The following is a 20,893-nucleotide window of genomic DNA, read 5'->3' on the forward strand; positions in this document are numbered from 1 at the left end:
GATGTCAGGCTTCCTTTCGGCCGGGCGGGGTCAGGCCTGCTCCGGCGGCCGCGGGCCGCCGTCCGGTGCGGCCGCGGTGCGGACGGCGTCGACCAGGGCCGCCTGGCGCAGCAGGTCCTCGTCCGAGGCCGCCCAGGCGGACGGCCGCCCGGGGCCGCCGGCGGCGGCGACGTCGCGGGCGAAGGCGGCGGCGATGTTGCGGAACTGGTGGTCCGGGGCGAGCTTCACCGTCTCCACGCCGTCCGGGCGCTCGATCCGGATGACCGACTCGTGCTCCGGCGGCGGGGTGAACGCCCAGTCCACCACCATCCGGCCGGCACTGCCCCAGAGCTCGTAGGCGTTGCGGTAGTGGTGCTCGAAGCCGAACGCCAGCTGGGCGGTGACCCCGTCGGGGCGGTCGAGCAGCACGGCGCCGGACAGGTCGACGCCGCCCGTGGGGCCGGTCCGCAGCCGCGCGCCGGCGACGTCCAGGCCGTCGCCGAGGAAGAGCCGCGCGGCCCGGACGGGGTAGACCCCGACGTCGAGCAATGCGCCGCCGCCCAGGTCGGGTTGGTAGCGGACATCGTCCGCCGGCAGCGGAGGGATGCCGAACACCGCGGTGAACGACCGGAGTTCACCGATGGCGCCGGCCGCGAGCAGCCGGGCCACCTCGGCGTGCCGGTGGTGGTGGGTGAACATGAGGTTCTCCCGCAGCAGCAGTCCGCGCTCGCGGGCCAGCGCGACCAGCTCCGCGGTCTGCGCGAGCGAGCCGGTCAGCGGCTTCTCCGCCAGTACGTGCTTGCCGGCCTGCAGCGCCCGGGCGACCCACTCGTGGTGCAGGCCGGTCGGCAGCGGTACGTACACCGCGTCCACGTCCGGGAGGTCCAGTAGCCGCTTGTAACCCTCGACCGGGGTGCCGCCGAAGCGGTCGGTGAACCGCTCCGCGCGGCCCTGCTCCCGGCTCGCCACCGCGACCAGGTCGAGCCCCGGCACCTCGGCGAACGCGGGCAGGGTGCGTCGCCAGGCGATGGAGGCGGTGCCGAGAACGCCGATCCGCACCGTCATCGCCCGACCGCCCAGAGGCTGTGCAGCGAGGCGACCAGGCTGCGCGCCTGGATGTTCACGTAGTGGCTGTGCCGGAGCAGTTCGGTGAGCAGCCCGACCGGCACCCAGCGGAAGTCCGTCGAGGCCGGCGGCTCGAACGACTCGTCCACCTCGATCACCCGGTAGCGGTTCTGGGCGTGGTGGAACCGCCCGCCCTCCTCCGAGAGCACGGTGTCGTAGCGGATCGCGGACGGGTCGGCGTCGACCGCCTGCGACAGCAGCGGCGGCCAGCTCTCCGGCGGCAGGTCCGCGTAGTTGCCCACCGTGGCCTGCACGGTCGGAGCCAGCTCGATGGTGTCGCGGTAGCCGGGCTCGACCCTGATGTGCAGCAGCGCCTGGAACTCCCCGGCGACGCGTCGGACGAACATCGCGACCAGGCCGTCCTCGCACGGGGCGATGAGCGGCTGCGTCCAGCGGGCGACCTCGCGGTTGGTGGCGGCCACCGAGACGGCGATCACCCGGAAGTACTTGGCGTCGTCGTGGGCGATCTCGGTGGACGTCCGGTGCCAGTCCCGGATGTCGTTCAGCGGTACCCGGTGCGCCTCCAGGAAGTACCGGGTGCGCGCCTCGGTGAACCAGCTCAGCAGCTCGGCGTGGTCGTGCGGATCGGGCTCGACGGTGCCCAGCGGCCCGTCGCCGGGCGGCGCGAAGGGGATGCACGCCAGCACCGTCCGGGCGTCCATGTTGACCAGATTGTCGTGGCCGAGCAGCTCGAAGAGCTGATGGATCGTCATCCAGCAGTGGTCGGGACCGATCTCGATGTCGTGCTCGATCTCCACGACCATGTTCCGGTTCCGCTTGCCGTGGAACCAGGAGCCCTGCTCGGACTGCAGGACGTCGACCAGCACCCGGGCACCGGAAGCGCGGTCGAGGAAGTACTCCAGGTAGGCGGTGGCCGAACCGCGGTGCGCCCGCATGTAGTTCGACCTGGTGGCCTGCACGGTCGGCGACACCTGGAGCAGGTTGACGTTGCCCGGCTCCATCTTGGCCGACATCAGGCAGTGCAGGACACCGTCGAACTCCTTGACCACGATGCCCAGGATGCCGATCTCCGGCTGGTTGACGATGGGTTGCGACCACTCCCCGACCGGGCCGTAGTCGGTCTTCACCCGGATGCCCTCGACGCTGAAGAACCGGCCGCTGGCATGCACCAGGTTCCCGGTCTCCGGCTGCGCCGTCCACTGGTCGAGGTCGGCGAAGGGTATCGGGGTGACGGCGAAGCGGTGCACCGCCATCCGGTCGGCCAGCCAGGCGTGCACCTCCTCGGTCCGGTGCAGGCCGCGCCCGGCGGCCAGGGCCGAGGCGGTGAATCGGGTGGTCGGGCTGCCCGGTCCGGCCTCGGCGGGCGCCGCGGCCATGTCGGCGATGGATGTCACGGGACGTCCTCCCTGGTGCACGGCAGTGCACGCCAACGATGTTGAGTCGATGCTGAATCCACGGGGTCGAGGACGGGTCGAGCCGGAGCCCGGGTACCGCTCGGCCGCCGGGCACGTCCCCGGTCACTCACCGGCGCTGCGCGAACCGCTCCAGCTCGCCGGCCAGTTCGGCGGGGGTGGGCTGGGTGGCGTTGCCCGCGGCGATGGCCCGGGCGTTCGCCGCGAACGAGTCCTCGGCCAGCAGCCGGGCGCACCGGTCCAGCACCGCCTCGGTGCTCAACTCGTCCGGCTGGAGCGAGAGTCCGGCACCGGCGGCGACGATCCGGCGGGCGTTCTCGAACTGGTCGACCAGTTGCGGGGTGATCAGCTGCGGACGCCCGGCCAGGGCGGAGGTGAGGGTGGAGCCGACCCCGCCGTGGTGCACCACGAGATCGCAGGCGGGCAGGACCAGGCCGAGCGGGAGCCAGCCGGCCGCCCGTACCCCGTCCGGCAGCGGCTGCCACTGCGCGCTGAGGTCGTCGGCGACGCCGACCACCACCTCGACACCCAGGGACGGCAGCGCCTCCGTCCACTCCCGGAGCATCCCGCGGAAGTCCCGCCGGCCGTGCCGGGGCAGCACCCCGCCCAGGGTGACGAAGACCCGCGGCTGCTTGCGCTCGGCGAACAGCCACTCCGGGGCGGTGCCGGTGCCGTTGTACGGCACGTAGCGCATCGGCAGCCCGTCGGGCACCGGGCCGGTCCGCAGGCCGGGCGGGCAGCTGTCGATCCGCAGATCGGGCTCGGGCAGCGCGGACAGCCCCAGCCGGGCCAGCTCGGGCGCCAGCTCCGCCTCGGCGAACGGGCGGAACTCGGGCATGCCCATGATGCCCCAGCCGTGCTCCACCCACGGCACCCCGTACCGGGCGGCGGCGAGCGGGCCGGCGAAGTCGTTCGGCTCCGCGATCACCAGATCCGGCCGGAACGCCTCGACCAGGTCGAGCGTCCGGTCCAGCAGCAGCGCCGCCAGGCGGCCCCAGGCGCGGCCGCCGTGCTCCTTGCGGTCCCGCGGGTCGCGCGGCGGGCTGAGCGGCCGGCCCTCGCGGTCGTGCAGCATGAACCGGTCGAACTCCACCGCCGGGGCGAAGCCCGCCGCGGGCAGCCCCGTCCCGGCGATCGCCTCGGAGAACCCCTCGGGGGCGCTGACCAGCACCTCGTGGCCGAACGAGCGCAGGGCCCAGGCCAACGGCACCATCGGGAAGTAGTGCCCCTCCAGGGCTGAAGTGGTCACCAGTACGCGCATCTCACGGCTCCTCAGGACGACGACCCGTCCTGCCTACCAGCGCCCCGGGTGGGCCCTGCCCGAGCGCCGGTGGAGAACGCGTGGAGCCTCGCTCTCGCCGCCCTGGGAGCGCCCCGAACCACCTTCACCGGGCTCCGGCGACTGGATAGATTCGCGTCGAAGGCCCCTGGTCGACCCGGCCGGGGCGCCGCTTCGCCGGCCCCTCCCGGGCCGCTCCACGGAAGGACGGATGCGGCCATGGGTCGTCTCACCGGCAAGGTCGTCCTCATCTCCGGCGCAGCCCGCGGCCAGGGCGCCGCCGAGGCCCGCCTGTTCGTCGCCGAGGGCGCGAAGGTCGTCCTCGGCGACATCCGGCACGACGAGGGCCGGGAGCTGGCCCGCGAGCTCGGCCCGGACGCCTGCTACGACGAACTCGACGTCCGCGACGAGGACGCCTGGACGGCGCTCGTCGCGCTGGCCCGGGAGCGGTACGGGCGCCTGGACGGGTTGGTCAACAACGCCGGCATCGTCCGCCACCAGCAGCTGGAACGGACCTCCGTGGAGGAGTACCGCGAGGTGGTGGAGGTCAACCAGGTGGGCGTCTTCCTCGGGATCCGCTCCGTGGTGCCGGCGATGCGGGCGGCCGGCGGCGGCTCGATCGTCAACATCGCCTCGATCGGCGGCCTGTCCGGGATGCCGGCCATGTCCGCGTACTGCGCCAGCAAGTTCGCCGTGGTCGGGATGGCCCGGTCGGCGGCGATGGAGCTGGGCCCGTCCGGCATCCGGGTCAACTCGATCTGCCCCGGGCACATCGACAGCCCGATGAACGCCGCCATCCCCAAGCTCAACACCCAGTGGCTGACCCGCGGCCTGCCGCTGCGACGGACCGGAACGGTGGACGAGGTCGCGGCGCTCGCCCTGTTCCTCATCGGCGACGAGTCCACGTACTGCACCGGCGCTGAGTTCGTGGCCGACGGCGGCCGGCTGGCCGGCACCCCGCTGGTCTGACCCGATCCGCGCGCGACCCCTGGAGAAGCCTGATGACCGTGCCCGTCCGGGCCGGTGAGCCGACCGCGCCACCGGCCATGCCGACGCTGCCGCTGCGGCGCACCTGCCCCTTCCTGCCGCCGCCCGAGTACGCCGGGCTGAGCGAGCAGCACCCCGTCCACCAGGTCCGCCTGTACGACGGCAGCACCGCCTGGGCGGTGACCAGGCTCGCGGAGGCCAGGGCGCTGCTGACCGATCCGCGGTTGAGCGCCGAGCCGTCCAGGCCGGGCTTCCCGATCGTCGAGCCCGGCCAGGCGGGCCTGCGGACCGAGCCGAACCCGCCGTTCGTCAAGATGGACGCGCCGGAGCACACCCACTACCGGCGGATGCTGATCGGCGAGTTCACGCTGCGGCGGCTGAACGCGCTGCGCCCGCGGATCGAGGCGGTGGTGGACCGCCTGCTGGACCGGATGGAGGCCGGGCCGCGCCCCGCGGACCTGGTCGAGGCCCTGGCGCTGCCGGTGCCCTCCATCGTCACCTGCGAGCTGCTCGGCATCCCGTACGCCGACCACGCGTTCTTCGAGTCACGGGCCAGAACGGCCATCCGGCGCGGCAGTTCGCCGGCCCAGGTGCAGCGGGCCTTCATCGAGCTGCTCACCTATCTGGACCGGCTGCTGGTGCGCAAGGAGCGCGATCCGCAGGACGACCTGCTGAGCCGGCTCGTGGTCGAGCAGGAACGGACGGGGAAGCTGACGCACGACCAACTGGTCAGTGTGGCCATGCTGTTGCTCACCGCCGGGCACGAGACCTCGGCCAACATGATCAGCCTGGGCACGCTCACGCTGCTGCGCCACCCGGAGCAGCTGGCGGCGATCCGGCAGGACCACGGGCTGCTGCCCGGCGCGGTCGAGGAGCTGTTGCGGCACCTGTCCATCGCGGACACCGTGCCCACCCGGGTGGCGGTGGCCGACATCGAGGTGGCGGGCCGGACCATCCGGGCCGGCGAGGGGGTCGTGGTGCTCGCCGCCGCGGCCAACCACGATCCGCTGGCCTTCGAGCGCCCCGCCGAGTTCGACCCGGCCCGCGCGGCCCGCCACCACATCGCCTTCGGCTACGGGATCCACCAGTGCCTGGGCCAGAACCTGGTCCGGATCGAGCTGGAGATCGTCTTCGCCGCCCTCTTCGAGCGGTTCCCCGGGCTGCGGGTGGCCGTCCCGGAGGAGGAACTGCCGTTCCGGCACGACGCCGAGCTCTACGGCGTCTGGCAGCTCCCGGTGACCTGGTGAGCGCCGGCGGGCCGTGGGTGGCGGCTCCGGACGGCGGGGAGCACCCGGTGATCGCCGTGGAGCCCGGGCTCTGCGTCGGCGCGGCCCAGTGCGTCCTGGTGGCACCGGAGCTGTTCGACCAGAGCGAGGAGGGCACGGTGGTCCTGCTGGACGCCGAGCCGGGGACGGACGAGCTGCGCGGGGCGGCCGCCGAGGCGGCGCGGATCTGCCCGGCCCGGGCGATCGCCTACTGAGCCGGTGACGCGTGAGGCCCGCCCCGGACGCCCGGGGCGGGCCTCACGCATGACCGTCGGCCTCCGTCAGTGCGGGGTGCCGCGCCGGTAGCTGAACCGGGCCAGCAGCACGAAGCCGGCGGTCCAGGCGAGCAGGATGACGACGTCGCTCGGGTGGAAGTCCCGCCCCAGCGCGATGTTCTGGCTCAGGTCGGCCCAGCGGTTGGTGGGCAGCGCCTTGGCGATGTGCCGCAGCACGTCCGGGAACAGGTTGACCGGGATCCAGAGCCCGCCCAGCGCGGACAGGCCCAGCACCGTGGACATCACGGTCGGTCCCGCCGACTGCGGCGAGCTGGCGTAGCCGAGGGAGAGCGCCAGGACGGCGAAGGGCAGGCTGCCGACCCAGGTGAGCAGGCCGATGGCCAGCCAGGTACCGACCGAGAAGTGCAGGTGCTGCGTGTAGGAGCCCACCGCGTAGACCAGGACGATCGACGGCAGGCAGAGCACCATTCCGCTGGCCATCTTCGCTAGCACCACGCCGCGGGCGCCGAGCGGGGTGGTGCGCAGCAGGGCCGTCCAGCCGAGGGCCCGGTCGGCGGCGATGTTGCCGCCGTTGGTCACGGTGACCATGAGGGCCGCGTAGCTGGCCATGCCGATCATGGACAGGGTGTGTCCCCGGTCGGCCTCCGGGCCGGGCGGCCCCCCGTTGATCGTGCCGAACAGGAAGTACAGCGCGACCGGCACCAGGACGGTCAGCACGATGAAGCGCGGGTCCCGCTTGAGGCGCTGCAGTTCGAAGAGGAAGTAGTGCCGCACGGTCAGACCTCCTGGTTCTGCGCGGCCGCGCCGGTCAGGGAGAGGAAGGCGTCCTCCAGGCTGCCGCCCGAGAGTTCCAGCTCCCGGGCCGGCCCGCGGGCGCCGAGCAGCGCGTTGACGGTGGCGTCCGAGTCGGTGGTCCGCAGGTGGGCGCGCTCGCCGTGGATCTCGACGCTCAGCACGCCGGGGAGCCGGTCGAGGCCGTCCGAACTGTCCGACCCGAGCAGGAAGCTGACCGTCCTGGTGGTGAAGCGCTGCTTGATCTCCTCGCCGGTGGCGTCGGCGGCGATCTTGCCGCGGGTCATCACCACGATCCGGTCGGCCGCCGCGTCGGCCTCCTCCAGGTAGTGGGTGGAGAAGAGGACGGTGCGGCCCTCGGCGGCGAACTCCCTGACGCCGCGCCAGAAGTGCTGCCGGGCATCGACGTCGAGGCCGACCGTGGGTTCGTCCATGACGAGCAGCCGGGGGTTGCCGGCCAGGGCGAAGGCGAACCTGATGCGCTGCACCTGGCCGCCGGACAGGTTGTTGACCCGGCGGTCGAGCAGGTCCGTCAGGTCGGCGGTCTCGGCGAGGCGGTCCAGCGGCATCGGCGAGGGGTAGAGGTTGCGGGCGAGGTTGAGCACCTCCTTGACCTTGGCGCTGTTCGGGTAGGCGCCCTGCTGGAGCATCGCCCCGACCAGCCCCTTGGCCACCGCCACCGAGGGCTCGTGGCCGTACACCCGGACCGAGCCCGAGTCGGCGGCCAGGAGCCCGAGCAGGGTGTTCACCGTGGTGGACTTCCCGGACCCGTTCGGGCCGAGCAGCGCCACGGTGGAGCCGTGGGCGAGTTCGAGGTCCAGCCCGTCCACCGCCCGGACCTTGCCGTAGCTCTTGTGCAGTCCGGTGATCGTCACCGCTGCCTCGGTCTGTTGTGTCGGCATGTCAATCACCGTAGATTTCCGGGCACGCCGGGTAGTAGGGGTATCAGCCATCGATCGGGCGGGACAAATGTCCCTGCGCGGGGTCGGGTCCGGGGTCCGCGGTCGCGGCGAACCAGGCGCCGTCCTCGGTGAGCGGGCCGTCGTGGCGTAGCCCGGCGGCCGCGAGGTGCGCCGGGTCGAAGCGGCGGCACAGCAGGGTCTGCGTCCAGCGTTCCCGGCCGAGGCGGTACTCCAGCGTCATGCCGACCAGGTCGGGGCCGGGGCGGCGGATGTTGCGGAAGGCCACCGTGACCTCCCCCTGGCGGACCTCGGACGGGACGAGCCCGTCGAAGAACGCGTCCACCGCCTGTTCGACCAGCACCCGGCCGCCGGGGGCGAGATGGCGGCGGCAGGTGCGCAGGAACTCGGCCAGCTGCCCGGTGTCGGGGGTGTTGACGAGCTGTGAGGCGAGCACCACCGCGTCGAACCGGCGGTTGAGGTCCAGGCCCTCGATGGTGGACCGGACGGTCTCCGCGCCCGGGCCGATGCGGGCCAGCATCTCGGCGGACTCGTCCACCGCCACCACGGGGTGGCCGAGCGCCAGCAGCGGCCTGGTCATCCGGCCGGCCCCGGCGCCGAGCTCCAGGATCGAGCCGCCGGGCGGGACGGCGGCGTGGATCACGTCCGGCTCGCGGCCGGCCGGCAGCACGGCGTAGAGGTCGACCGCGCAGCCGTCCTTGGTGATCTCCCCGCTGCCGGTGCCGATCGTGTCGTAGTCGCTGATTCTGTTCATCCGGTGCTCCACGGGATCAGGAGTCCTGGCTCGGGTAGAAGTAGCTGAGCGGGGTCCGCTTCACCCAGGCCGGGACGGTCCCCTCGGCGTTGACGCCCTTCTGGACGAAGGCCAGGTTGTGGTAGCAGTGCAGGCCGACCACGTGCTGGTCGGTGTAGGACGGCACGTGGCCGCGGGGGTGGTTGGCCTCCTGGTGCTCCAGCCCGTCCAGCAGTTCCTTGAGCAGCCCGATGCTGGTCCCGGTGCCGGCCTGGGCGCCGCTGGTGCCGCCGTACTGCGGCCAGTACGAGGTCTGGATGTCCTCGATCGCGTACCAGCCGCCGGGGCGGACGTACGGGAACAGCACCCGGAACGAGGTCAGGATGTGCGCGTTGACGTGGCTGCCGTCGTCGATCACGATGTCGAACGGGCCGTGCTCCTCGGCGAACCGGCGCAGGAAGTCCTCGTCGTCCTGGCTGCCGACGAAGGTGCGGATCCGCGGCTCGTCCGAACCGGACTTGTCGTAGATGTCCAGGCCGTGGACGATCGCGCGGGGGAAGTAGCCGCGCCACATCCGCAGGGAGCCACCGCCGGCCGCCGGGTCGGAGTAGCCGCCGATCCCGATCTCCAGGATCCGCAGCGGCTCGTGCCGCAGCGGGCCGAAGTGCCGGTCGTAGTGCTGCGTGTACCAGTGCCAGACGCCCCACTTGTCGCTGCCGTACCGCAGGGCGAGGTCGCCGAGGTCCTGGTCGCGGCCCGCCATCGCGGCCGACACCGCCTGGGCGGCCAGCGCGACCGGGTTGGGGCGGTCCGCCCGGCGCAGGGCGGAGGAGCCGATCCCGAACTCGCGCGGCTGTTCGGCGGGCGTCGCGCCGGCGGCGGCCCCGGTGGTCTCGGCGGCCTCGGCGGCCTCGGGCCGGACGATCACCTTGCGGGTGGACGTGCCGTCGAAGGACTGCGGCCCGTAGACGCTGCGGGCGAGCGGCAGCGCGTCGGTGACGATCAGCGCCGGCGCCTTTTCGGCCTCGCCGGGCCGGTGGCAGGCGCCCGCCGGCGAGACGGTGAGCAGGTACTCCGCGACCTGCTCGCGGTGGCCGATCCGCAGGCCGACCTCGATCTCCCGCTCCAGCGGCAACGGCGCGCAGCGCTCGGCCACCTCCGCCGCCAGCACCTCGGCGAAGGCGGGCAGGCCGTGTTCGGCGATCAGGCGTTGCAGGTCCTCCTCCCGCGCCGCCGCGGCGAGGATCAGCGACTCCACGGGGAATTCGGTCGGTTCGGTCGTCATGCTCGCCTCTCCAGGTGTGGGCTCGGGGTGGTGCCAGCGTTCCGGTCGGCCGTCGGTTCCGGGTTGAGGCCCGCTGGAGATCGGGGTGCGGCCGGGCTCAGCCGCCGAGGGCGGCGGGGGAGCCGGCCAGGACGTCGAGGTAGGCCGCGCCGATGGCCTCGGCCAGCTCGACCGGGACGCGGTCGGTGCGGACGGTCACCCGGAGCACCGACTCGTGCTCCAGCGGGAGGAGTTCGACGGTCAGGGCGGCCGGCACCTCCTTGGCGAGCCGGTCCAGCACGGGCTCGGTCGGGCAGCCGGGGAGGTCCAGCGGGGGGCGCGGGTTGTCCTGGTAGACGACCAGCGGCAGCCCGAAGAAGATGTGGAGGTCCGGGCGCAGCGCGGCCAGCTGCCCGAGCACCTCGGCGAACGGGACGTCCTGGGCCCGCAGCGCCGCGTCGACCTGCTCGGCCGTCGCGGCCAGGGCGCCGGCCGGGTGCGGGCGGCCGTCGATGCGCAGGCAGACCAGCCCGATCCGGTTGTTGACCGAACGGTCGAGCAGCGGCCCGCCGCGCCGGGCGACCGGGACCATCATGCCCACGTCGCGCTGCCCGGACAGCCGGCGCCAGACCTCCGCCATCACCGCCGCGTGGGCGGTGAACGGGGTCGCGCCGAGCCGCCGGGCCGCGGCCCGCCACTCGGCGAGCCGGTCGGCCGGCAGGGGGAACAGCCGCCCGTCCTTCGGCCCCCACTCGGTCAGTGGCGTCCGGTCGACGCCCGGCAGGACGAGCCGTGGCAGGTTGCGCAGCCGGCCGGCCCACCAGGCCCGCTGCCGGTCCAGATCGGCCGGCGGCACCGTCCGGGCGTGCTCCCGGGCCAACTCGGCCAGGGTCGGCGCGGGCTCGGACCACCGGGGCTCACGGCCGCCCTGGCGGGCCGCGTAGGCGGTGGACAGGTCCGCCGTCAGCGTCGCCTCCGCCGCGCCGTCGAAGACCGCGTGGTGCAGGCCGAGGTTGAGCAGCAGGCGGCCGCCGGCCGTCTCGCGGACCAGTGCGGCCCGCCAGACCCGGCCGGCCGGCAGATCGAAGGCCTGCTGGACGACGTGCTCGGCCGCCGCCAGGGCGGACGGGCCGTCCGGCGCGTCCGGCAGCACCCGGACCTCCGGCGTGCCCGCCGTCCGGGGCAGGCGGGCGGTCGGCGGCGGGCCGGGGTGGTAGGAGGCGTGCAGGGACTGGTGGCGCCGGTGCAGGTCGCCCAACGCGGCGACCAGCGCGTCCTGGTCCACCTCGCCCGCGATCCACCAGCCGAGCGAGCAGACGACCAGGCCGCTGACCGCGACCAGGTCCGCCTGGCCCGGCGTCAGCGGGACTGCGCCCTGCGGCAGTGCGGCGGGGGTGTCCGGCGTCTGCGCCGGTTCGTCCAGCGCGTCGAGCCAGGCGGCGAGCGCGGCGGGTGTCGGGGTGCGGTGGATCTGCGAGACCGGGACGGCGCGGCCGATCCGGCCGCCGACGACGGCGCAGAGCCGGGCCGCGTCCAGGGAGGTCCCGCCCAGGTGGAACAGGTCGTCGTCGGCCCCGACGCCCTCGACACCGAGCAGCGCACCGACCTCCTCGGCGAGCGCGCGCTCGGTCTCCGTGACGGGCGGCCGGTACGGCACCGCCAGTTCGGGCCGGGCGGTCCCGGGAGCGGGCAGCGCGCGCCGGTCGATCTTCCCGGTGGCCCCCAGCGGGAAGCGGTCGAGCACCACCGTGGCGGCCGGCACCAGATGGGCCGGCAGGCTCCGGGCCGTGTGGTCCCGCAGGCCGGCCGGCGAGGGCCGGGGCCGGCCGGCCCGGCCGGTGACGTAGGCGACCAGCCGGGGGTGTCCGCCGTCGGCGCGCAGGACGACGGCCGCGGCGGAGACGTCGGGGTGGGCCGCGAGGACGGCCTCGATCTCGCCGGGTTCGATCCGCTGGCCGTTCAGCTTCACCTGGTCGTCCGCCCGGCCGAGGAACTCCAGGTCGCCCGACTCCAGCCAGCGGCCCAGGTCGCCCGTGCGGTACCAGGGGCCGCCCGGCGTCTCCAGGTCGAACCGCCCGGCCGTCAGCTCGGGCCGGCGCAGGTAGCCGGCGGCGACGCCGAGGCCGCCGATCAGGATCTCGCCCGGCGCGCCGAGCGGTGCCGGCCGGCCGTGGCGGTCCACCAGCCGGACCGTGCGGTTGGGCATCACCCGGCCGATCGGCACCGACCCGAGGACCGGCCGGACACAGTCGAACCAGGTCACCGACACGGTGGCCTCGGCCGGCCCGTAGAGGTTGAGCACCCGGGCCCCGGCCTCGCGCCAGCGCTCGACCAGCCGGGGCGCGACCACCTCGCCGGCTACCAGGACGCAGCGCAGCGCGGGGCACTGGTCCGGGTCCACCAGGCTGAGCAGCGTCGGCGGGGTGAACGAGTGGGTGACCTCCTCCCGGCCTAGCAGCCGGCCGAGCTCGCCCGGGGTCAGGACCTCGTCCCCGGTGGCGACGACCACGGTGGCGCCGCTGACCAGGGCCGAGAAGATTTCGCCGACCGCCAGGTCGAAGACCGGGGAGCAGGCGTGCAGGACGCGGCTGCCCGGGCCGATCCCGCACTCCGCGGTCATCCAGTCCAGGTAGTTGCCCAGCATGGCGTGCCCGATCGGTACGCCCTTCGGCGTCCCGGTCGAGCCCGAGGTGTACAGCACGTAGGCCGGGCCGGGCGGGTCGGCAGGTGCGGGCGGGGCCTCGGCATCGGCGTGGGTTTCGGGGCCGGCGTGGGTTTCGGCGTCGGCGTCGAGCAGGAGCAGCCGGCCGGCCGCCGAGTCGGGCAGGCCCCGAGCCAGCGCACTGCGGCTGAGCACGGTCCGCGCCCCGGTGTCGCGCAGGATGAAGTCGATCCGGTCCGCCGGGTAGCCCGGGTCCACCGGGGTGTACGCGGCTCCGGACCGCAGGACGCCGAGCATGGCGACCAGCGTGTGCAGGCCGCGGTCCAGCACCACCGCGACGATGTCGCCCGGGCCCACCCCGCGCCGGCGCAGTTCGGCGGCCAGCGCGGCCGACTCCTCGTCGAGCCGGCCGTACGTCAGCTTCTCGCCGGCGCAGACCGCGGCGAGCTCCTCCGGGGTGCGGGCGGCCTGCGCCGCGAAGCGCAGGTGCAGCGCCCGGGGGTCGGCGGCGGTGACCGGGCCCCGGCCGAACTCGTCCAGCCGGTCCAGCTCCGCCCGGTCGAGCAGCGCGAGGTCGGCGAGCGGCGTGCCGGGAGCGTCGCGGACGGCGAGCAGGGCCCGGTCCAGCTGCCCGAGCAGCCGGTGCAGCCGCTCCGGCTCGAACGCGCCCTCGGCACAGCGGATCCGGGGGACGAGCCGGCCGCCCTCCGAGGCCACCCGCAGTTCCAGGCCGGCGGTGAGCTCCGGCGGGTCCAGGTGGGCGGGGGCCGGCTCCGGCAGGCAGCGCACCGCGGGGTGCGTCCCGGCCCGGTCGCCGGCGGGGGCGGCCGCCGGCACCCGGCGGGCGTCGTCGAGCAGTGCGCCGAGCGACGGGTTCCCGTCGGTGTCCGCCGTCCAGCGGCCGCCGGCGGCACCGACGGCGAGCTCGACCCGGGGCCCGGCGCCGTGCCGGGCGAGCACCGCGGCGAGCGCGGTGCAGAGCTGCGCCGGGTCGGCCGGCGGTTCGGCGAAGGCCGGCCCGGTGACGACCGTGGGCCGCCCGGGGGCGCCGTCCCGGGAGGGCCGGTCGGGGTGCAGAGGGGCGTGGTCGGCCCCGTCGGACTCGTACGGCCGGGACACCGGCTGCTCCTTCACGTGGACGTCGGAACGGGTCAGGGCGGCCCGGCGGCGCCCGGGACGGTCGGTCGGGGGTGGGTCGGGCGACGGTCAGCCGCTTGCCGGGCTCGCGAGGACCGGCCGGGCCTGCCGGACGGGAGGTCAGCCGGACGGGCGCCGGTCGAGCAGGAACGGTGCCAGCAGGTCCGGGTCGAGCTCGCCCACCACCGCCAGCGCCTCCCCGGCCGTCAGGTCCTGGGCGGCGAACCGCTGGCGGCCCGCCGCGGTCGTCGCGGTGAGGGTGACCAGCCCGGCCCGGCGCTGGAAGTACGAGCGCCGCAGGTTCCAGCCGACGACACCCGCACCGGAGAGCGCGTACCGCCGCCGCACCAGCGAGCCCCGCCGCAGCACCAGCGTCCGGCCCACCACGGCGTGGCCGAGGCTCCGGGCGCGGTCGGCCGCGAGCCCGGCCGCGAGGGGCAGCAGGACCAGCGGGATCCACCACGGCGCGGCGGGGGCCAACCAGAGCCAGCCGCCCGACAGGACGGCCCAGCCGCCCAGCGCCCGGGTGTACCGGCGACGCCGGGCGGCGGGAGCCGCGCCGTGCAACGGCGCGCAGACGGCGGACGGCTCGGCCAGCAGTGCCCGGGCGGCGGCGTGCACCTCGGCCCGCGGGGCCGGCGGCACCAGCAGCGAACCGCCCCGCTCGGCCCCCCGGCCCACGTGCAGGCCGGTGGTGATGCCGATGCACCGGGCCCCGCCGGCCAGCCGGAGCGGCAGCGGCTCGCTGATCTCCACGCCGCGCAGCCGGGCCTCGTCGATGGCGGTCACCCGCCGGCTGACCAGTCCCCGCGAGACCTGCAGGATCCCGGTGGGCGTCCGGACCAGGCGGAACCGCCAGAACACCGTGAGGTGGCCCAGGGTGGACGCGGCCGCGACCACCAGCAGGCAGGCCGGGACGAGTACGACGACCCGGGCCGGGAGCGGGAGCCCGTCGAGGCCCGAGACGACGGCGGAGACCACGCCCAGGTGGCTCGGGTCGATCCGTGAGTCCGCCAGCGTCTGCAGCGCCACGGTCAGCACGACGCCGGCCGTCAGCAGCCCCGACAGGCCGAACGGGCCCATCCGCAGCCAGGCCGGACGCCAGTCGGCCAGCACCTCGCCCTCGGGCCCGGCCGCCTCGGCCGCCATGCCCGCCCCCGCGGCTCCGACGGCCGCGGACGGCCGGGCGGACGACGACGGGGCCGTGCGGCCCAGCAGTTCGTCGCGGAGCGCGGCGGCCTCGGCGTCGGCGAGGGCGTCCAGGCGCAGACCCTCCCCCTTGCGGTCGGACAGGCCGGTGCCGATGGTGATCCTGGCCAGCCCGAGCAGCCGGTGCACCGGCGGGGAGCTGAGGTCCACCGACCGCACCCGGTCGCGCGGCACGGACAGCAGGCTGCGCCGCAGCACGCCGCGCCGGACCAGCACCTGCCGGTCGGTCACCGCGTAGCGGGTGGTGGCCCAGCGGAGCACACCGAACAGCAGGACGAGGGCCGTCGCCCCGACCGCCCAGAGCGGCCGGTGGTCGCCGTCGCCGCCGAGGAACAGCACCGCGAACAGCCCTGGCAGGGCCCGGACCAGCTCCTGCACCGGGTGGATCACCAGCATTCGGCGGTGGAGGCGCCGCCAGCGCGCCGGCTCGGCGTCGCCGTCCGGGCCCGCCTGCGCACCGGCCGGGCGGAGGGTGCCGTCGGTCATGTCGCGTCGTTCCCACCGCGCTGCGCCGCCTCGGTGAGCTCGTCGGCCAGGCGCCGCGCGTCGGCCTCGTCCAGGCCGTGAATGCGCAGCGGACCGGCCGCCGACGCCGTGGTCACGGTGACGTTCGTGAGGCCGAAGAGCCACTCGAACGGGCCGCGGTGGGTGTCCACCGTCTGGATCCGGGACAGCGGCGCGATCCGCTGTTCCTGGCTGAACCACCCGTACTGCAGGTACATCGCCTCCGACGTGGCCTCCCACCGGTGCACCCGGTACCGCCAGCGCGGCATCACCAGCAGGTGGGCCGCCGCCACCGCGGCGGTGGCCGCCGGCGCCCACCCGGGCAGCGGCCCGGCCAGCAGGGCGGCCGTCTCCGCGGCGAGCAGCAGCAGCCAGCCGGCCGCCGCCCGGGCCGTCCAGTAGCGGACGGCCCGGGGACTGACCGGATGGCGCGGCGGCCGCAGGACCGCCTGGTGGGATGGGGGCATGACGTCTCCTCGGTCCGCCCGTGACGCGGCGCCTTCGGGCGCGCGGGCGTCGCTCAGGCGTGCTTCAGGGCGAACTCACGGACGGAGTCCGCGACGTAGTCGAGCATCTCCGCGGTGAGACCGGGGTACACGCCGACCCAGAAGGTCTGCTCGGTGATGAGATCGCTGTTCGCGAGGTCGCCGACCACGCGGAACTCCCGGTCCTGGTAGGCGGGGTGGCGCGTCAGGTTGCCGCCGAACAGCTGCCGGGTGCCGATGTTGCGGGAGACCAGGAAGTCGACCAGCGCCGCCCGGGTGAACGGCGCGTCCGGCTTCACGGTGATGACGAAGCCGAACCAGCTCGGGTCCGAGCCGGGCGTGGGCTCCGGCAGGAGTAGGCCCGGGACGCCGTCCAGGGCGGTGCGCAGGTGCTGCCAGTTGCGCCGGCGGGCCTCCCCGAACTCGTCCAGCTTGCGCAGCTGGCTCAGGCCCAGCGCCGACTGCAGGTCGGTCGACTTCAGGTTGTAACCGACGTGCGAGAACGTGTACTTGTGGTCGTACCCGCGCGGCAGGGTGCCCAGCTGGTACTCGAAGCGCTTCAGGCAGCGGTTGTCCTCGCCCGGTTCGCACCAGCAGTCCCGGCCCCAGTCGCGGACCGACTCGATGATCCGGGCGAGCGCCAGGTTGTTGGTCAGCACGCAGCCGCCCTCGCCCATGGTGAGGTGGTGCGCGGGGTAGAAGCTGACCGTCGACAGGTCGCCGAAGCTGCCGCAGTACTTGCCCTGGTAGAGCGAGCCGACCGCGTCGCAGTTGTCCTCGATCAGGAACAGGTCGTGCTGCTTGGCCAGTTCGGCGACCTCGGCCACCGGGAACGGGTTGCCCAGCGAGTGCGCGATCATGATCGCCCGGGTCCTCGGGCCGATGGCGGCCTCGATCTGTGCCACCGAGGCGTTGTAGGTGCCCAGTTCGACGTCCACGAAGACCGGGACCAGCTGGTTCTGCAGGATCGGGTTGACGGTGGTCGGGAAGCCTGCGGCGACGGTGATCACCTCGTCGCCGGGCCGCAGCCGCATGTCCTCCAGCTGGGGCGAGGTCAGCGCGGTCAGTGCGAGCAGGTTCGCGGAGGAGCCGGAGTTGGTGAGGTGCGCCTTGCGCATCCCCAGCTTCCGGGCGAAGGTCGACTCGAACTTGCGGGACAGCACCCCGGCGGCGATCCGCATCTCCAGGGCGGCCTCGACGAGGGCGACCCGGTCGTCCTCGTCGAGGACGGCGCCCGAGGACAGGATCGGCGTCACCCCCGGGACGAAGGCGCTCTCCTGCGAGCGCTCCTGGTGGAACTTGCGGACCTCCTCCAGCAGGAGGTCCTTCTGTCGGTCGGTCATGGCTGCCTCCAGCGAGCTGATACGGGAAGTCCTCGGGCGGGGCGGGTGGCGACGCGGGCTCCGCACAGCTCAGAGCGTGCGGTCCGGACCTTGAGAAACCGTCGAGTGTGAGCCGAAGGCGACCGACAGCCAGAGGTCGGTGAGCGATTCGGCCAGTGGCCGGCGGGGGCGCCAGCCGAGCAGGTGGGCGGCGAGCGAGGTGTCCAGCTGCTGCCAGTCCATCGACCGGCTGCGGGTCTCCTCCTGCTCGCCCCGCTCCAGCACCCGGGCCGGCACCCCGCTGATCCGCACCAGCTCGGCGACCAGTTCGCGGACGCCGGTGCACGCGCCGCTGCCGATGTTGACCACCCGGCCGGCCGCCTCCGGTGTCCCGGCCGCGCACAGCACCGCCCCGGCGACGTCCCGGGCGTCGACGAAGTCACGCAGGGCGACCAGCGGACTGAGCTCCAGCCGGGCCTCGGCACCCGCCCGGCGGGCCTCGGCCAAGCGGGCCGCGACCAGCCCGGGCAGGCTGCCGGGCGGGGCACCCGGGCCGATCACGTTGGAGACCCGCAGGACCACCGCCGCAACGCCGCTCGCGCCGAGCACCGCCTCGGTGCCGTCGAGCTTGGTCCGCCCGTACGGGGTCACCGGACGGGCCGGCTGGTCCTCCGGGATCGGCCGGCCGGGCGGGGTCGCGCCGTACTCGTGCACCGAGCCGAGCTGCACCAGCCGGGGCGGATCCGGCCGGCCCGCGGCCGCCGCGACGAGGGAGACCACCAGCTCGGCGTTGTTCCGCGCCATCCGGTCCGGGTCGGGCTGCCAGACCGTGCCGGCGGCGTTGACCACCAGGTCCGGGCGCTCGGTGGCCAGCAGCGCGTCCAGGGCCGCGGGGGTGGGCTCCGCCAGGACGCGGTACCCGGCGCCCGCGGGTGCCGGCACCGTGCCGGCCGGGCGGCGGCCCACCGCGACGGTGCGGTGCCCGGCCCCGGCCAGCGCGGCGCAGACGTGCCGCCCCACGAAGCCCGTGCCGCCCAGCACGAGCGCCGTCCGGGCGGTCACCGGGCACCGGCCAGGTCGAGCAGCCGCGGCACCAGCCGGGCGGGCGTGGGCCGGTCCAGGGCGCTCTCCCGCAGGGCCTGTGCGCGCTCCCGGTGGGCCGGTTCGTGGAGCAGCCGGCCGACCAGCTCGGCGACCGGTCCGGGGCCGGCGGTGAAGCCGTCGGTGTGGAGGCCGGCGCCGGCCGCCGACAGCCGGGCACTGTTCATCCGCTGCTCCGCCGAGAACGGCAGCGCGAGCTGGGGCACCCCGGCGGTCATCGCGGTCATCCCGGTACCGCCGCTTCCGTAGTGGACGACCGCGTCGCAGCTCGGCAGGAGCAGCCGCAGCGGGCACCAGCGGTCCAGGATCCGCACCCGCGGATGGTCGGCGACCAGTCCGCTGCGGTCGGCCTCGGCCGCGGTCAGCACCACCTCGACGTCCAGGGCGGCCAGCGCCCGCAGGAGCATCGGCACCAGGAAGGCGCGGCTGCCGAAGATCCCGCTCACCGAGGTGCCCCAGGCGATCAGCACCCTGGGCCGGCCGTTCTGCGGTCGCGCCACGGCCCAGTCCGGCGCTCCGCCCGGGCCGTTGTAGGGGACGTAGCGGACGGGCAGGGTCGGCCGCAGGGTGCGGGTCGCGGCGGCCGGCGGACAGGGGTCGAGGACCAGGTCGATCAGCTCGGTGCCCATCGCCGGCAGGCCGTGCCGGACGAAGGAGTCGCTGTGGTCCTCCAGCACGATGTCGAGCCCCGGCTCGGTCTCGTCGGTGCCCACCAGACCGAACAGGTTGCAGAGCACCGGCACGCCGAGCAGACGGCCGACCAGCACACCCTCGACGTTCTGCGGTTCGGTGACGACCAGGTCGGGCCGCCAGTCCCGGCCGAACGCCGCCATCCGGTCGCAACTGTCGCGCATCGTCCGCAGGTTGGTCTCGCGGTGGGCGGCCCGGTACGCCGCGAAGTCGAAGTCCGCCAGGCTCGCCATCGGTTCGGCGGTGACCGGGTGGAGCAGCTCGCCCGGTTCGACCGCCCGGCCGGCGGCGGCGAACTCCCAGTACCGGGCCAGCCGGGTCTTGAACGCCGGGTCGGGCCCGCCCAGCAGCGGCACCGGGACCAGCCCCGCACCGCGCACCACCGGTGCGAGGGAGGGCGCGCACGCCACCCTGACCTCGTGGCCGGCCGACTGCAGGGCCCAGCCCAGCGGGACCATCGGGAAGAAGTGCGTCGGCCACTCCGACGTCGTGAACAGTACGCGCATGTCGGCCGACCCTCCCGGCGGGCGCTGGAATCCCGGTCCAGCCCGGCTCAAGGTCGTCCGTCGACCCGGGCCCGAGCCAGCCTCAAGCGAGCCTGCACGGCCCACGGTGAGGGTGTGACAGGTATCGGAGCGGAGCTGTGCCGACGGGCGGAGCGTCCTCGGCAGAAGGCGGGTAGCGGCATGGGCGAGAGCCGGGCGACGGACGGGCGCGGCGGCGAGGGCCTGAGCCGGGAGCGGCTCTTCGGCATGATGGCCGGGTTCAAGGCCACCGCCGCCCTGCGGGCCGCCGTCAAGCTGCGGATCTTCGACGAGCTCGCCGGGAAGGAGCTGGACCCGGGCAGCCTGGCCGCCCGGCTCGGCGCCGACCCGCGCGGCACCCTCCTGCTGCTGCGGGCCCTGACCGGCCTCGGCCTGCTCACCGCACAGGACGACGGGCGCTTCGGGCTCGCGCCCGGGACGGCCGAGCTGCTGGTGACCACCGCCCCCGGGTACTGCGGGGGCATCGTCGACGTGGCCGCCGGGGACGTCGAGTGGCGGGCGCTCGGCGATCTCGCCGGCACGGTCCGGGACGGCGGGCCCGTGCCCGGCGCCGACGCGCTGGCGCCCGGATTCCCGTTCTGGGTGGACTTCGCCACCCACACCACCTTCGTCACCGACCGGGTCGCCGGACTGGTCGCCGAGGAGATCGACGAGTTCGCGGCCGGCCGGCCCGGGCTGCGCGTCCTGGAGGTGGGCTGCGGGCACGGCGTCACCGGCTTCGAGCTGGCGGCCAGGCACCCCGGGGCGCGGGTCTGGGCGCAGGACTGGCCGGAGGTGCTGGAGGCCACCCGCGGGCACGCCGAGCGGCGCGGCGTCGCCGACCGGGTCTCCTACCTGCCGGGTGACGCCTTCACCGTGCCGCTCGGCGGGCCGTACGACGTGGTGGTGGCGGCCAACGTGCTGTTCCACTTCGACCGGGCGCAGGCCGCACGGCTGCTGGAGCGGATGGCCGGGGTGCTGGCGCCGGGGGGACGGCTGGTGGTGGCGGGATTCGCGCCGCAGGACGGCCGGTACCAGGAGCAGGTCCAGGCGCATCTGCTCGGCCTGCTGCTGCTCTCCACCACGCCGGGCGGTGAGCTCTACTCGCCGGCGGAGTACCACGAACTGCTGGCAGACGCGGGCCTGGTGGACGTCCGGACGCACACCCGGCCCGGGCTGCTCCCGGTCGCCCTGACCGCCGTACGTCCCTGACCGCCGTACAGTCCTGACCGCCGTACGGGCCTGGCTCCGGTCACACCGCCCGTCCGGCCTGCCCGCCCACCCGGTCTGCCTGACCGCCCGGTAT

At 74.8% G+C, this 20,893-nt stretch carries 17 protein-coding genes; 4 read left to right on the plus strand and 13 right to left on the minus strand.

What is annotated here, in order from left to right:
• Positions 1 to 30: 30 nt before the first annotated feature.
• The 3 genes from ACZ6NC_RS24640 to ACZ6NC_RS24650 form a co-directional block, all read right to left on the minus strand.
• Positions 31 to 1,044 carry a Gfo/Idh/MocA family protein gene (locus tag ACZ6NC_RS24640; protein WP_465735923.1) on the minus strand — a complete coding sequence of 338 codons (1,014 nt, stop codon included), beginning with the start codon at positions 1,042 to 1,044 and terminating at the stop codon, positions 31 to 33.
• Entirely contained in the window at positions 1,041 to 2,459 is a 1,419-nt protein-coding gene (locus tag ACZ6NC_RS24645) for an NDP-hexose 2,3-dehydratase family protein (RefSeq protein ID WP_465735924.1), read from the minus strand. Before ACZ6NC_RS24645 ends, ACZ6NC_RS24640 begins: the two co-directional genes overlap by 4 nt.
• Positions 2,460 to 2,586: 127 nt before the next feature.
• Entirely contained in the window at positions 2,587 to 3,738 is a 1,152-nt protein-coding gene (locus tag ACZ6NC_RS24650; RefSeq protein ID WP_465735925.1) for a nucleotide disphospho-sugar-binding domain-containing protein, read from the minus strand.
• A 237-nt stretch (positions 3,739 to 3,975) separates the two neighbouring features.
• On the opposite strand from ACZ6NC_RS24650, the gene ACZ6NC_RS24655 reads away from it, so the two are divergent.
• Genes ACZ6NC_RS24655 through ACZ6NC_RS24665 form a run of 3 tightly spaced genes read left to right on the plus strand, consistent with a single transcriptional unit; the run spans position 3,976 to position 6,223 of the window.
• Positions 3,976 to 4,725 (plus strand): glucose 1-dehydrogenase, encoded by a 750-nt coding sequence (locus tag ACZ6NC_RS24655; protein ID WP_465735926.1) that lies wholly within the window; start codon positions 3,976 to 3,978, stop codon positions 4,723 to 4,725.
• A gap of 32 nt (positions 4,726 to 4,757) precedes the next feature.
• Entirely contained in the window at positions 4,758 to 5,990 is a 1,233-nt protein-coding gene (locus ACZ6NC_RS24660) for a cytochrome P450 (protein WP_465735927.1), read from the plus strand.
• Positions 5,987 to 6,223, plus strand: coding sequence for a ferredoxin (locus tag ACZ6NC_RS24665; RefSeq protein WP_465735928.1), 237 nt, complete (start codon positions 5,987 to 5,989; stop codon positions 6,221 to 6,223). Before ACZ6NC_RS24660 ends, ACZ6NC_RS24665 begins: the two co-directional genes overlap by 4 nt.
• Positions 6,224 to 6,289: 66 nt before the next feature.
• Here ACZ6NC_RS24665 and ACZ6NC_RS24670 read toward each other — a convergent pair whose 3' ends face one another.
• The 10 genes from ACZ6NC_RS24670 to ACZ6NC_RS24715 form a co-directional block, all read right to left on the minus strand.
• Positions 6,290 to 7,018 (minus strand): ABC transporter permease, encoded by a 729-nt coding sequence (locus ACZ6NC_RS24670; protein ID WP_465735929.1) that lies wholly within the window; start codon positions 7,016 to 7,018, stop codon positions 6,290 to 6,292.
• Between the two features lie 2 nt (positions 7,019 to 7,020).
• A complete protein-coding gene (locus tag ACZ6NC_RS24675) occupies positions 7,021 to 7,938 on the minus strand; it encodes an ABC transporter ATP-binding protein (RefSeq protein ID WP_465735930.1) in 918 nt (305 codons plus the stop codon).
• Positions 7,939 to 7,981: 43 nt separating this feature from the next.
• Positions 7,982 to 8,710, minus strand: a complete 729-nt coding sequence (locus tag ACZ6NC_RS24680; RefSeq protein WP_465735931.1) for a class I SAM-dependent methyltransferase — start codon at positions 8,708 to 8,710, stop codon at positions 7,982 to 7,984.
• 16 nt (positions 8,711 to 8,726) lie between these two features.
• Complete coding sequence (locus tag ACZ6NC_RS24685) at positions 8,727 to 9,974, minus strand: hypothetical protein (protein WP_465735932.1); 1,248 nt, start codon at positions 9,972 to 9,974, stop codon at positions 8,727 to 8,729.
• Positions 9,975 to 10,071: 97 nt separating this feature from the next.
• Positions 10,072 to 13,734 (minus strand): non-ribosomal peptide synthetase, encoded by a 3,663-nt coding sequence (locus ACZ6NC_RS24690; RefSeq protein ID WP_465735933.1) that lies wholly within the window; start codon positions 13,732 to 13,734, stop codon positions 10,072 to 10,074.
• A gap of 138 nt (positions 13,735 to 13,872) precedes the next feature.
• Positions 13,873 to 15,447, minus strand: coding sequence for a PH domain-containing protein (locus ACZ6NC_RS24695; protein ID WP_465735934.1), 1,575 nt, complete (start codon positions 15,445 to 15,447; stop codon positions 13,873 to 13,875).
• The gene (locus ACZ6NC_RS24700; RefSeq protein WP_465735935.1) at positions 15,444 to 15,932 is read right to left on the minus strand and encodes a PH domain-containing protein; all 489 of its coding nucleotides are present in this window, start codon (positions 15,930 to 15,932) and stop codon (positions 15,444 to 15,446) included. The genes ACZ6NC_RS24695 and ACZ6NC_RS24700 overlap by 4 nt, the downstream gene beginning before the upstream one ends.
• A gap of 53 nt (positions 15,933 to 15,985) precedes the next feature.
• A complete protein-coding gene (rfbH, locus tag ACZ6NC_RS24705) occupies positions 15,986 to 17,293 on the minus strand; it encodes a lipopolysaccharide biosynthesis protein RfbH (RefSeq protein WP_465735936.1) in 1,308 nt (435 codons plus the stop codon).
• Positions 17,294 to 17,362: 69 nt separating this feature from the next.
• Positions 17,363 to 18,334, minus strand: a complete 972-nt coding sequence (locus ACZ6NC_RS24710; protein WP_465735937.1) for an NAD-dependent epimerase/dehydratase family protein — start codon at positions 18,332 to 18,334, stop codon at positions 17,363 to 17,365.
• On the minus strand, positions 18,331 to 19,569 hold the full coding sequence (locus ACZ6NC_RS24715; protein ID WP_465735938.1) for a nucleotide disphospho-sugar-binding domain-containing protein: 1,239 nt from the start codon (positions 19,567 to 19,569) through the stop codon (positions 18,331 to 18,333). The genes ACZ6NC_RS24710 and ACZ6NC_RS24715 overlap by 4 nt, the downstream gene beginning before the upstream one ends.
• Before the next feature lie 180 nt (positions 19,570 to 19,749).
• On the opposite strand from ACZ6NC_RS24715, the gene ACZ6NC_RS24720 reads away from it, so the two are divergent.
• Complete coding sequence (locus ACZ6NC_RS24720; RefSeq protein ID WP_465735939.1) at positions 19,750 to 20,799, plus strand: SAM-dependent methyltransferase; 1,050 nt, start codon at positions 19,750 to 19,752, stop codon at positions 20,797 to 20,799.
• The last annotated feature ends 94 nt before the right edge of the window (positions 20,800 to 20,893 follow it).

The organism is Kitasatospora sp. NPDC041988 (assembly GCF_055588525.1).

Coding starts and splice junctions, on each gene's coding strand:
- ACZ6NC_RS24695 (WP_465735934.1), bottom strand. CDS start 15,447: ATGACCGACGGCACCCTCCGCCCGGCCGGTGCGCAGGCGGGCCCGGAC.
- ACZ6NC_RS24715 (WP_465735938.1), bottom strand. CDS start 19,569: ATGCGCGTACTGTTCACGACGTCGGAGTGGCCGACGCACTTCTTCCCG.
- ACZ6NC_RS24650 (WP_465735925.1), bottom strand. CDS start 3,738: ATGCGCGTACTGGTGACCACTTCAGCCCTGGAGGGGCACTACTTCCCG.
- ACZ6NC_RS24640 (WP_465735923.1), bottom strand. CDS start 1,044: ATGACGGTGCGGATCGGCGTTCTCGGCACCGCCTCCATCGCCTGGCGA.
- rfbH (WP_465735936.1), bottom strand. CDS start 17,293: ATGACCGACCGACAGAAGGACCTCCTGCTGGAGGAGGTCCGCAAGTTC.
- ACZ6NC_RS24655 (WP_465735926.1), top strand. CDS start 3,976: ATGGGTCGTCTCACCGGCAAGGTCGTCCTCATCTCCGGCGCAGCCCGC.
- ACZ6NC_RS24720 (WP_465735939.1), top strand. CDS start 19,750: ATGGGCGAGAGCCGGGCGACGGACGGGCGCGGCGGCGAGGGCCTGAGC.
- ACZ6NC_RS24700 (WP_465735935.1), bottom strand. CDS start 15,932: ATGCCCCCATCCCACCAGGCGGTCCTGCGGCCGCCGCGCCATCCGGTC.
- ACZ6NC_RS24680 (WP_465735931.1), bottom strand. CDS start 8,710: ATGAACAGAATCAGCGACTACGACACGATCGGCACCGGCAGCGGGGAG.
- ACZ6NC_RS24685 (WP_465735932.1), bottom strand. CDS start 9,974: ATGACGACCGAACCGACCGAATTCCCCGTGGAGTCGCTGATCCTCGCC.
- ACZ6NC_RS24660 (WP_465735927.1), top strand. CDS start 4,758: ATGACCGTGCCCGTCCGGGCCGGTGAGCCGACCGCGCCACCGGCCATG.
- ACZ6NC_RS24675 (WP_465735930.1), bottom strand. CDS start 7,938: ATGCCGACACAACAGACCGAGGCAGCGGTGACGATCACCGGACTGCAC.